Here is a 12380-nt window from a genome sequence, read left to right as displayed (position 1 = left end):
TGGTTATAAAGCTAAATGCCTCCGCCTTCTTCATGCACGGCCCGCTTTTCCTCTTTTATGGCCTTCATTAAGCTGAGGGCTCCTAAGGTTGCAAGCATGACACTGACTAGAACGACGATTGAATAAATATCACTTTCTAAAAATAATTTGACTAAGAAATAAGAAATGGCAAGTGAAAACATAGGTGAAACAATCCATATCCGGATAATCTTCTTCACGATATGCTTATGTAGAATTTCACTTCCGTTTTTCGCCATTCCAAGACCGATAATCGCTGATGAAGTAATCTGAGTAAGCGGAACCGGCAATCCGAAGATAGAACTGACAATGACGAGACCGGCACCGGTCCCTGAGATTAAAATCCCTTCAGGCTTTGAATAGCTGATAATCTTCTTACCGTTTGTTTCAAGTACTTTTTTTCCGAGGAAAATGGCTCCGAGCGCTACAAAAGCGCCTCCAATCCATATTCCCTTTGAAACGGAAATCAAGCCTGCTCCCACCAGAGGTCCGACTGCATTGGCCACATTGTTCATACCTGCAGAGAAGGCTTCCATAAATCCTGCGAAAATCAGAATGACGGTAAGCCAGGGACAATCTTGCAAAATCCCTTTATTCTGCAGCGTATTCAGCCCTTTGCCGAATATCCAGGCCAAACCAAAAGCTGCAACAGGAACGATTACCCAAAACAGCATGATAACAAGCAATGAATTGATAAACAGCACTTGATACGCTATACCTACTCCAACTACAGAACCAACTGTAACCTCGCTCGTAGAAAGCGGAATGCCAAGCAAGTTAGCAACAAACAGGGAGCTTGTAGCGGAAATAATGATGATCAGCACAATTTTCACGTTAATAATTTCCTGCGGGATAATGCCGCCGCTGATCGTCTTTACAACTTCTCCGCCTCCGAGCACCGCTCCTGCAAACACCCCTGCGGCACATATTAAGAGTGCATCCCGCGCCTTTGGGACTGCACCTGACCCATAAGCCACACCCATTGAGGCAGCAGCACCGCTTGCCCCTATATTCATTGCAAAAAAGAGACTGATGGCGAGAGCCGCTAATTCAAGCATGGCGACTTCTCGTTATCCATGTAATCCGCATTCTGTTTTACCCTGCCCGCTCCATCTTCCGGAACGCAAATCATCGGCATTAAATGCAGGTGCGGTGCAGTGAGAGCAGCCAATGCTCGGGTAGCCCCTGTCATGCAGGGGGTTATATGGCAAATCGTTTTTGTGTACGTACCGCCACACATCTTTCCATGTCCAGTGAATCAACGGACATATTTTTACCGACTGAAATTTATCATCATGGTTAATGAATTGAACTTGCTTCCTTGTTTCTGACTGCTCTCTCCGCAGCCCTGAGATCCATGCTTCAGATTCCGATAGCGTCTCGTTAAGAGGCTGAAGCTTTCTGATTTGGCAGCATTTATTTGGATTTGTTTCCCAAAGTTTATCGCCGTATTCTGCTGCCTGCTCATCCAGTGTGAGATCCGGTTTTTTCATCACGATATTCAGCTGCGGATATTTTTCCCGCACCCGGTCAATCGTTTCATAGGTTTCTTTAAAATGTACGTCCGTATCAAGAAAAACGATCGTTGCATCCGGCTCTACTTTTGAAATTAAATCAACAAGTACAATGCCTTCTATTCCAAAGCTGCATGCATATACAATCTCTTTGCCATAATGACCATAACTCCACTTTAAAACGTTTAATGCGCCTTTATAAGTGTCATCAACTTCAAAATCGGCGGCTGGCTCCTGCCATGTTTCATACGTAAGCATATTTATTCTTCCCCTCTATCAGCCAGGTCCCATTAAAAAAAGACATTTTAACAGAATGACGGAACCCGTTCAGTGTTAAAATGCCTCTAGTTTTTCTAGTCAGCATATTATTTAATTCTTACTTTTTCATTCTTCTCAAGCTGAATCACTTTGCCGTCCTGAACAACCAATGTGACAGAACCATAATTCATCGTTTTCAGCATTTCCCGTAATCTTTCGATGACGATTTCAAAATGTTCTTCCTTTCCCATTGCAGTCCCCCATTTCATTTCTTATCCGCTCTTTCTTTCTGAGAAATTTACCGCAATTTGAGAAAGAAAAAAAGCCTTCCAACTTGAAAGACTGTTCAGGTAGATGTACCTTATCTTTCAAAATGGGTTTACATTTTGCTGGATGTAGCACCTTGCAGAACGCAGGTTGCCGGGCTTCGCAGGGCCAGATCCCTTCGCCTCTCTGGATAAGTTTATTATATTTTTCTAAATTTTATCACAATTAGTTATTCTGTCAACCCTAGTTTTTCGATCGGAATTAAAAAATTATTTAAAAGGCTAAATTTAGTGCTAAACTTTCAAATCGGGAATAAGGTTTTATGGAGAAAAAATTACTGTCCGAGAGGTGAAACCTATCCTAATTCCAGCCATAATGACCATTTTCACTTTCCTTATAGGCGGATTTTCATTAGCTTATGCCGCCGTAACGCTTGATGATCATCAAATTTTCCGAAAAATAAAAAAAGAACAAGCAGGCCTTTTTTGGGCATTTGGCTGGATCGGTCATGCAAGCCTTGGTATTTGCAAAAGGTTCCTTCCAGAAGCATGGCAGATTAAATTGTTTCGAACAGGTTATCTTCTAATAGGCCTTGTTTCTTATCTATATTCATGTTTGATTTGGCAATAAAAAAGCAAAGTCAAAAACGACTTTGCTTTTTTGCTTATTAAACAGTCAACCATGCCTCGTTTGCAGGATTTTCGCGCCATTTTATCAGCTTTTCAAGATCTTTTTTTTCAATTGCTCCCTTTTTCAGAGCTACATCAATCAATGAAGAATAATCGGTTAGGGAAACAGCATTTATTCCGGCATCTTCGAGCATCTCTGCGCCTTTTTGCAGTTCATATGTGAAGATGGAGACAACTCCAATCACTTCACAGCCTGCCTCTCTAAGCGCCTGTACAGCCGTAATAACGCTTCCTCCTGTTGAGATTAAATCTTCAACAACTACTACTTTTTGACCTTCATGCACTTTACCTTCTATTTGATTGCCTTTTCCATGGCCTTTCGGCTTGCTTCTGACGTAGCACATTGGCAAATTAAGCAGATCGCTCACCCATGCAGCATGCGGGATACCCGCTGTTGCGGTTCCTGCAATCATTTCAGCCTGGGGATACTCTTCCCTGATTAGCTTAGTTAATCCCTCTGCAATGTCTTTTCTGACTTCAGGATAGGATAATGTGAGGCGATTGTCGCAATAGATTGGCGACTTTAGGCCGCTTGACCATGTAAATGGCTCATTTGGACTTAAAAAAACGGCTTCAATTTTTAGCAGCTGCTCAGCAATTTGATGTTTCATACAGGCAGACCCTCCCATGCGTTTTTCATTTGTAAGTATGCAGTCAGCGGATCATTTGCTTTAGTTATGCTTCTTCCGACAACAATGGCTGTTGATCCCAGTTCTCTTGCCTTCTCAGGCGTCGCCACTCTCACTTGATCATTCAGTGAGTCTTCAGCGAGTCGGATTCCAGGCGTAATGGTATGGAAAGAACGGTGCAAATGCTTATATATTTCAGGTACTTCAAGCGAAGAGCAGACAATTCCATCAAGTCCGCTTTCATTTGCCAGTTTGGCATAGTGAAGGACTGTTTCGTTCAGGCCTTTTTCGATGAGAAGTTCATGATTAAGCATGCCCTCAGATGTACTTGTCAATTGAGTGACAGCAATGCAGTAAGGCCTTTTTGACCCTGTCCGCGTTCCTGCTTCCAGTCCTTCAATCGCAGCCTGCATCATCGCACTTCCGCCCGCAGCATGAACATTAACGAGGTCCACCTCAAGCTTTGCCAGTCCTTTCATGGCCTGCTTGACTGTCTGGGGAATATCATGGAGCTTCAAATCAAGAAAAATGTCATGCCCCGCTGATTTAAGCTGATGAATAATCGAAGGACCTTCCTGATAAAACAGCTCCATTCCCACTTTCACATAAAGCTTTTGTTCAGGAAGCTTTTTTAAAAATCCGTCCACTTCTTTCCCATTCGGAAAATCAAGTGCGATGATAAGCGGTCTCCCGTTCATTCTTCCAGCTCCTTCCGATGCATTCTGAAATATGATCAAAGCCATATTCTTTTAATGTTTGCGGCAATTGTTCAATGATCTCCGGACATACAAATGGATTCACAAAATTTGCCGTTCCGACAGCGACTGCACTTGCACCTGCATACATAAATTCAATCACGTCTTCTGCTGTCTGCACGCCTCCCATGCCGATAATCGGAATGGAAACAGCCTGGCTTACTTCATACACCATTCTGATTGCAACAGGCTTAATTGCAGGACCTGATAATCCGCCAGAGCGGTTGGCGAGAATTGGTTTGGCCGTTCTCATGTTCAGCCTCATGCCAAGCAGCGTATTGATCATGGTTAAACCATCAGCACCGGCGTTTTCAATGGCTTTGGCGATATCAACAATGTTGCTTACATTTGGCGAAAGCTTCACATAAACAGGCACTTCTGATACTTCTTTTACTGCCCTTGTCAAAGAGGCGGCGATCTCAGGGTCCGTTCCAAATGCAATCCCCCCCGTTTTTACATTCGGGCAGGAGATATTCAGTTCAATCGCACGGACATTTTTTGCCCTGCTGATTTCTCTTGCTACTTCAACATAATCCTCCTGTGCGGAGCCAGCTACATTTGCAATGATCGGCACGTCATATGACTCGAGCCAGGGAAGCTCATTTTCGAGCACTCCTTTTAAGCCTGGATTTTGAAGACCTATGGCATTAAGCATGCCTGCTTCTGTCTCCGCCACTCTTGGCGTCGGGTTGCCAAATCGCGCTTCTGCCGTAGCAGCTTTAATCATAATCGCACCAAGACTGCTTAAATCGTACAGGTTTGCAAACTCTTTTCCGAAGCCAAAGCAGCCTGAGGCCGGCATTACCGGATTTTTCAGAGATAGTCCTGGCAATTCAATGTTCAGCATGATAAAAGCACCTCCCCGGCTTTAAAAACTGGTCCGTCGCTGCACACTTTTTTATAAGAAGTGCCAGCAGGATCATCAGCTGTATGACAAACACATGCGAAGCAAGCACCAATTCCGCAGCCCATCCGTTCTTCGAGTGACAGAAAGACCGGCTTTTCGGGGAAGAGTTTTTCAATGTTTGCGAGCATAGGAGTAGGTCCGCAGGAAAAAAGCGCATCAAAGGTGAGCTCATACTCTTTAATCAAATCGGTGACGAACCCTTTGTTCCCATGAGACCCGTCTACAGTTGTGACATAGGTATCTCCAAGTTTTTGAAACTCTTTTTCATAGAATACATGCTCTTTTGATTGAAAGCCCAGAACATGTTTAACGGTAACCCCTTTTTTAACCAGGCGTCTTGATAGTTCATATAAAGGAGGCACTCCGATCCCGCCGCCGACAAGCAGCGCCGTATCGCCTTTATCCAGCTGATCCGGATCGAATCCATTGCCGAGCGGTCCGAGCACATCAACAAGCTCGCCATTTTTTCTTGCAGAAAGGAGCTTCGTGCCTGCTCCCTCTGCTCTGTATATCATGGTGAATTCCTGATTCTCTTTATCTATTTTCGCTATGCTGATCGGTCTTCTTAATAGCGGTGAGGCTGTCTCTGAAACTTTCACATGTACAAACTGCCCTGGCTGATTCATGTGATCGGTTAAACTGCCTTTTAAGGTGATTTCATATATGCCTGCTGCCAATTCCTTGTGATCTGCAATCGTCATCCATTCTTTTTGTATCAAGCGTATGTCACCTCTTTGCTGTTTGCGCGCTTTGGCATTTCGTCTGTTGAGAAGGTCATAGACTCGAGCACTCTCAATATCGCTTTTGCCGTATCAAGTGATGTTAAGCATGGAATGCCGTTTTCTACAGATTCGCGGCGGATACGGAATCCATCCCGCTGCGGCTGTTTTCCTTTTGTCAGTGTATTAATGACAAACTGTGCTTCGCTCGTGCGGATGATATCAAGCATGTTTGGAGCCTCGCTGCCGATTTTATTAACAATCTTTGCTGTTACTCCATTGGCATGAAGGTATTCAGCCGTTCCGCTTGTCGCCATGATCTGATAGCCGATGGCGCTGAAGCGTCTTGCAACTTCTAGGCCTTCTTCTTTATCTTTATCTGCAATCGTCAGGAGTACCTGTCCGTAATTCTGAACCTTCATGCCAGATGCGATCAGTCCTTTATACAGAGCTTTTTCAAGCGTTGTATCCTTGCCCATGACTTCTCCAGTAGATTTCATTTCAGGGCCGAGTGTAATATCCACTCTGCGCAGCTTTTCGAAGGAGAATACCGGAACTTTCACATAGACGCCTTCGCTCTCAGTCTGAATGCCTGTTTCATAGCCGAGCTCGTTAAGTGTTTTTCCTAAAATCACCTTTGTTGCGATGTTCGCCATTGGAACACCCGTAATCTTGCTTAAGAATGGCACTGTCCGGCTTGATCTTGGGTTTACCTCAAGCACATAAACTTCATTTTTGTATATAACAAACTGGATATTCAGCAAGCCTTTTATATTTAATCCTTTAGCGAGAGCGATTGTTCTTTCTATAATCGTTTCCTTTATTTCTGCAGACAGAGTTTGCGGCGGATAGACGGCAATTGAGTCGCCTGAGTGAACGCCAGCACGCTCGATGTGTTCCATAATTCCTGGTATAAAGACCGTTTCGCCGTCTGAAATCGCGTCTACTTCGATTTCTTTTCCTGTTAAATATTTGTCAATGAGAACCGGATGCTGCGGATTTACTTTTACCGCATTTTTCATATAATGCAGCAGATCCTTTTCTTCATAAACAATTTCCATTGCCCGGCCGCCGAGAACATATGATGGTCTGACAAGTACAGGGTAGCGGATGTCTGATGCAATTTTAACTGCTTCTTCAACAGAAGTGGCTGTTTTACCAAGCGGCTGCGGGATGTTAAGCTTGCCTAAAGTGTACTCAAACTTATCTCTGTTTTCAGCACGGTCCAAGTCTTCAAGGGATGTACCCAGGATTTGCACGCCTCTCGCTTCAAGCTCTTCTGCAAGATTAATAGCTGTCTGACCTCCAAATTGAACGACTACGCCGCGCGGTTTTTCAAGTTCTACAATATGCATGACATCTTCTACAGTAAGCGGTTCAAAGTAAAGCTTATCTGAGATGCTGAAGTCTGTAGAGACCGTCTCAGGGTTATTGTTGATAATGATCGCCTCATACCCGGCCTCTTTGATGGCCCACACAGAATGAACGGTTGCATAATCAAATTCTACGCCCTGACCGATGCGGATTGGTCCTGAACCAAGGACGATCACACTTTCTTTTTCTGTCACAGCTGATTCATTTTCGTCTTCGTACGTGCCGTAGAAATAAGGAGTTTCTGATTCAAACTCCGCTGCACATGTATCAACTGTTTTGAAAACCGGCAAGAGATTAAGCTGTTTTCTGTAATCATAGACTTCACGCTCTGTCATGTTCCAGAGCCTTGCGACTGCAATATCAGAGAATCCCATTTTCTTAGCCTGTTTAAGGACATCTGCATCAAGCTTTGCTTCTTTCAGCACATTTTCAAATTTGATGATTTTTTCTATTTTTACTAAGAAGAACAGATCGATGGCACTCCACTCATGAATCGTTTCAATGGATACCCCTCTTCTGATCGCTTCAGAAAGATAGAACAAACGTTCGTCTCCTGCTTTGCGGATTCTCTTTTCGATTAGTTCGCTGCTGAATTCATCTGCATTTTTAAGATCAAGATGATATTCATCTGATTCAAGTGAGCGTACCGCTTTCAGCAATGATTCTTCAAACGTTCTGCCGATCGCCATTACTTCTCCGGTCGCCTTCATTTGAGTGCCGAGTCTCCGGTTTGCTGATTCAAACTTGTCAAAAGGCCATCTCGGAATTTTCGTTACGATATAGTCAAGTGCAGGTTCAAAGCAGGCATATGTTTTGCCGGTAACCGGGTTCATCATTTCGTCAAGCGTCAGACCGACAGCAATCTTTGCTGCAAGCTTTGCAATTGGATAGCCAGTTGCTTTTGAAGCTAGAGCTGATGACCTGCTGACTCGCGGATTCACTTCAATGATGTAGTATTGAAAGCTGTTTGGATCGAGAGCAAGCTGAACGTTGCAGCCGCCTTCGATTTGCAGGGCACGGATGATTTTAAGCGAAACGTTACGAAGCATTTGATATTCGCGGTCGCTTAAAGTCTGACTTGGTGCAACTACGATTGAGTCACCTGTGTGAATGCCTACAGGATCGATATTTTCCATGTTGCAGACCACAATCGCACTGTCATTTTTATCGCGCATCACTTCATATTCAATCTCTTTGTAGCCCGCAATGCTTTTTTCTAGAAGGCATTGAGTCACTGGACTGTACTTTAATCCGCTCGTTACGATCTCAATCAGCTCTTCTTCGTTCGAACAGATGCCTCCTCCTGTTCCGCCAAGCGTGTAGGCTGGCCTTACGATAACGGGATAGCCTACTTTACCTACAAAAGCGATCGCTTCTTGAAGATTATGAACAATGTCACTTTCAGGCACTGGTTCGCCAAGCTCGTTCATTAATTGGCGGAACAGATCGCGGTCTTCCGCTTTTTGAATCGCGCTGAGCTTTGTCCCTAAGATTTCAACGTTACACTCTTCAAGCACTCCAGCATTTGCAAGCTCCACTGCCATATTTAATCCTGTTTGTCCGCCAAGTGTCGGGAGAAGGGCATCAGGACGTTCTTTTCTGATGATTTTTGTTAAAAATTCCACTGTTAATGGTTCAATGTAGACTTTATCCGCCATCTCGGTGTCCGTCATGATCGTTGCCGGATTGGAATTTACAAGAATGACCTCATAACCTTCTTCTTTTAAAGCAAGGCAGGCCTGTGTTCCGGCATAATCAAACTCTGCTGCCTGGCCAATGATAATCGGACCTGAACCTATTACTAGGATTTTTTTTATATCTACGCGTTTTGGCATACTTTGATCCCTTCTTTCTTGTGAGTTTCAATCATGTCGATAAATTGATCAAAAAGTCCGTTTGCATCTTCCGGTCCTGGTGATGCTTCCGGGTGATACTGAACTGTAAATGCAGGAAGTTCTTTATGTTTAAGGCCTTCTACTGACCCGTCATTCAGCGCAATGTGTGTTACTTCAAGATCAGTTGAGGCAACCGAGTCAAGTGTGACGGTGTAGCCGTGATTTTGAGAGGTTATCGCAATTTTTCCTGTTGATAAATCTTTAACAGGATGATTTGAGCCGCGATGTCCAAATTTCATTTTTTCAGTGTTTGCTCCTCCTGCCAGCGCGAAAAGCTGGTGGCCAAGGCATATTCCGAAAATCGGAATTTTTCCGAGCACTCCGTTGATCATTTCAAGTGCATGCGGCACATCTTTTGGATCCCCAGGTCCGTTTGAAAGCATGATGCCGTCTGGATTTAACTGAAGAATTTCTTCTGCTGTAGTTGTGTGAGGAACAACGACGACGTCACAATCGCGCTTGTTGAGCTCGCGCAAAATGCCATGCTTCATTCCAAAATCCACTAATGCAACTCTGCAGCCGCGTCCAGGACTCGGATAAGATGTTTTTGTTGAAACAGTTTCAACTTGGTTTGTTGGAAGGTTTGCCGCTCTTAATTTTGCAAACACCGCCTCCGTATCTGCTTTCTCTGAGCAAAATGCCCCTTTCAATGTGCCATATGTCCGGATAATCCTTGTCAGTTTGCGAGTATCAATTCCTGCTAATCCAGGTATCTTTTTGAGCTTAAAATACTCATCAAGCGAATACTCGCTTCTGAAGTTTGATGGCACTTCACATAATTCTTTTACGATAAACCCATTTATGAAAGGCGAGATGGTTTCAAAATCATCTCGGTTAATTCCATAATTTCCAATAAGCGGATAAGTAAGTGTGACAATTTGTCCGCAATAGGATGGATCAGATAAAATTTCCTGATAGCCTGTCATTCCTGTGTGAAAAACGATTTCTCCAATCGTATCTTCTTCGCTTCCAAATCCTTGTCCTGTGAATATCGTTCCGTCTTCGAGAATTAGATGTCTGATCATGCGTTTACTCTCTCCCTTTCCCAAACTAGCTGTCCTTGTGCGATTGTTGCAATTGGCCATCCCTTGCATTTCCATCCTCCAAACGGAGTGTTTTTGCCTTTTGAAAGGAATGTTTCGGGATCAATTTCCTTCTCTTCTTCCAAATCAATAATTGTAAGATCTGCAGGACTTCCAACTTCCAATTTTCCATATGGAAGGTTAAAAGCTTCACAAGGCTTACTTGTCAAATAATCGATAAGCTGCTTCAGTGACCATTCGTTTGTCTCTACAAAGCGTGTATAAAGCAGCGGGAATGCCGTTTCCAAACCGACAATTCCAAATGGTGCAAGCTGAATCGTTTCTTCTTTTTCCTCTTTTGTATGTGGAGCGTGATCTGTTGCGATAAAATCGATGGTTCCGTCCAGCAATGCTTCAATTAAAGCCTGGCGGTCATCCCTTCCGCGAAGCGGCGGATTCATTTTGTAGTTCGTATCAAGTTCAGGAATATCACTGTCGCTTAAGAGAAGATGGTGAGGAGTAACTTCAGCCGTAACCTTTATGCCTGCCTTCTTTGCATCTCTTACAACTCTTACAGATTCCTTTGTACTGATGTGACAGACGTGGTAATGGCAGTCTGCTGCTTCTGCAAGCAAAACATCCCTTGCAATCTGTACAGCCTCGCATACAGAAGGAATGCCGTTAATGCCATGTTTTTTTGCGAATTCCCCGTCATGCAAAGCTCCCTTATAAATCAGCGAGTTATCTTCACAGTGAGCAACAATGCTCGCTCCAAGCCCCGCTGCTTTTTTCATTGCTTCAAACATCATTCCGGCTGACTGGACCCCTACGCCGTCATCTGTAAAAGCAAAGGCGCCTGCCTGTTTTAAGCCATCAAAGTCTGTCAGCTCTTTTCCAGCCTGGCGAGCAGTAATAGAGGCATATGGCAAAACACGGACCGAAGCGGTTTCTTTTATGCGATTCTGAAGCCATTCCATTTGCTCGGGCTGGTCCGGGACCGGTTTTGTATTAGGCATCGCAGCAACAGTTGTGAAACCTCCTGCAGCAGCTGCTTTTGTGCCTGTTTCGATTGTTTCCTTATGCTCTCCTCCTGGTTCTCTTAGATGAATATGTAAATCGACGAAGCCAGGAGAAACAAGATTTCCTCTTGCATCAATGATCTGTGCCGTTTCATGATTGATATTCTCTTCTATTTTAGTAATGATTCCATCCTGAATCAGAATATCTGCTCTTTTTTCTGCACCGCTGTTATCTAAAATACGTCCATTTTTAATGATAAAATGCATAAGTATTTTCCTCCTCGGTTAATTTGGCACTCGCTAATGCCCGTTTCAGCACGGCCATTCTGACAAAAACGCCATTTTCCATTTGCTTAAAGATCCTTGATTTTTTGCTTTCAACAAGCTCAGTTGCAATTTCAACTCCGCGATTAACCGGTGCAGGGTGCATGATGATGGCATTCGGCTTCATGGCATTTTCTCTTTCTAAAGTTAAACCAAACCTGCGATGATAGTCCGTAAGCCCCTCATTTTCACCTTGGTGCCTCTCATGCTGAATTCTAAGCAGCATCACTACATCTGATGTCTTTATGGCTTCATCTGTCGTTACATACTGACCAAATTTATTGAAAGGATCTCTCCATTCCTCAGGTCCTGATAGTAAAACGTTTGCTCCGAGCCGTTTCAGCACTTCTGCATTTGACCGTGCTACACGGCTATGTTTGATATCTCCATGGATGGAGATCGTCAGGCCTTCAAATTGTTTAAATTCCTGCTGAATTGTCAGAAGATCTAGCAGAGACTGTGTCGGGTGATGGCCGCATCCGTCTCCGGCATTCAAAATCGGAATGCTGATATTATCTTGCAATTCTGTAAAGTACTCATCATCTGGATGTCTGATGACTACTGCGTCCGCACCAATTGCCTCAAGCGTCCGGACAGTATCATACAACGTTTCTCCTTTTTGAACGCTTGAGTGCGACGCGTCAAAATTGAGTACGTTCAGACCCAGTCTTTTTTCCGCTACTTCAAAACTGAATCTTGTTCGTGTGCTTGGTTCAAAAAACAGATTAGCAACAAATTTCGGTGTCTCCTGCAGCAAGGACTTTCCTGTTTTAAATCGTTCTGCATCTTTTAATATCCTCATAATTTCATCTGCAGGTAAATCATTCATTCTCAATAAGTGCCTCAAAGTCATCTCTCCCCATCTTTTTTTTGCAAAAAAACACCCTGATCAGAGATTCAGGGTGTGTGGAAGCATGACAAATCATCAAGCAGATCTGCCAATGCCCCATCCACCCTTAAAAGCCTCTCTGGACTTTCGTTAAAAGGTGA

The 12380-nt window shown here is 43.8% G+C and carries 11 protein-coding genes and 1 riboswitch; all 11 genes read right to left on the bottom strand.

Annotation, left to right across the window (positions count from 1 at the left end):
* Positions 1–11: 11 nt before the first annotated feature.
* Positions 12–1076 carry an inorganic phosphate transporter family protein gene (locus tag LIT25_10270; protein USK35637.1) on the bottom strand — a complete coding sequence of 355 codons (1065 nt, stop codon included), beginning with the start codon at positions 1074–1076 and terminating at the stop codon, positions 12–14.
* A gap of 12 nt (positions 1077–1088) precedes the next feature.
* Positions 1089–1790 (bottom strand): phosphoadenylyl-sulfate reductase, encoded by a 702-nt coding sequence (locus LIT25_10265; protein ID USK35636.1) that lies wholly within the window; start codon positions 1788–1790, stop codon positions 1089–1091.
* A 107-nt stretch (positions 1791–1897) separates the two neighbouring features.
* Positions 1898–2041, bottom strand: a complete 144-nt coding sequence (locus LIT25_10260) for a YezD family protein (GenBank protein ID USK35635.1) — start codon at positions 2039–2041, stop codon at positions 1898–1900.
* Between the two features lie 107 nt (positions 2042–2148).
* Positions 2149–2254, bottom strand: a riboswitch (SAM riboswitch).
* Between the two features lie 470 nt (positions 2255–2724).
* Positions 2725–3357, bottom strand: a complete 633-nt coding sequence (gene pyrE, locus LIT25_10255; protein ID USK35634.1) for an orotate phosphoribosyltransferase — start codon at positions 3355–3357, stop codon at positions 2725–2727.
* A complete protein-coding gene (pyrF, locus tag LIT25_10250; GenBank protein USK35633.1) occupies positions 3354–4073 on the bottom strand; it encodes an orotidine-5'-phosphate decarboxylase in 720 nt (239 codons plus the stop codon). The genes pyrE and pyrF overlap by 4 nt, the downstream gene beginning before the upstream one ends.
* On the bottom strand, positions 4042–4977 hold the full coding sequence (locus LIT25_10245) for a dihydroorotate dehydrogenase (protein USK35632.1): 936 nt from the start codon (positions 4975–4977) through the stop codon (positions 4042–4044). Before LIT25_10245 ends, pyrF begins: the two co-directional genes overlap by 32 nt.
* Positions 4971–5756: a dihydroorotate dehydrogenase electron transfer subunit gene (locus LIT25_10240; protein USK35631.1), complete on the bottom strand. Its 786-nt coding sequence runs from the start codon at positions 5754–5756 to the stop codon at positions 4971–4973. The genes LIT25_10245 and LIT25_10240 overlap by 7 nt, the downstream gene beginning before the upstream one ends.
* Positions 5753–8965, bottom strand: coding sequence for a carbamoyl-phosphate synthase large subunit (gene carB, locus LIT25_10235; GenBank protein USK35630.1), 3213 nt, complete (start codon positions 8963–8965; stop codon positions 5753–5755). Before carB ends, LIT25_10240 begins: the two co-directional genes overlap by 4 nt.
* Positions 8950–10050 carry a carbamoyl phosphate synthase small subunit gene (locus LIT25_10230; protein ID USK35629.1) on the bottom strand — a complete coding sequence of 367 codons (1101 nt, stop codon included), beginning with the start codon at positions 10048–10050 and terminating at the stop codon, positions 8950–8952. Before LIT25_10230 ends, carB begins: the two co-directional genes overlap by 16 nt.
* Positions 10047–11333, bottom strand: coding sequence for a dihydroorotase (locus LIT25_10225; protein ID USK35628.1), 1287 nt, complete (start codon positions 11331–11333; stop codon positions 10047–10049). Before LIT25_10225 ends, LIT25_10230 begins: the two co-directional genes overlap by 4 nt.
* On the bottom strand, positions 11317–12237 hold the full coding sequence (locus LIT25_10220) for an aspartate carbamoyltransferase catalytic subunit (protein USK35627.1): 921 nt from the start codon (positions 12235–12237) through the stop codon (positions 11317–11319). The genes LIT25_10225 and LIT25_10220 overlap by 17 nt, the downstream gene beginning before the upstream one ends.
* Positions 12238–12380 lie beyond the last annotated feature (143 nt).

The organism is Bacillus sp. F19 (genome assembly GCA_023823795.1).
Taxonomy (GTDB): Bacteria; Bacillota; Bacilli; order Bacillales; family Bacillaceae; genus Bacillus_P.
The sequence above is the reverse complement of the archived record's forward strand: the minus strand, read 5'-3'. Positions and strand labels throughout refer to the sequence as shown.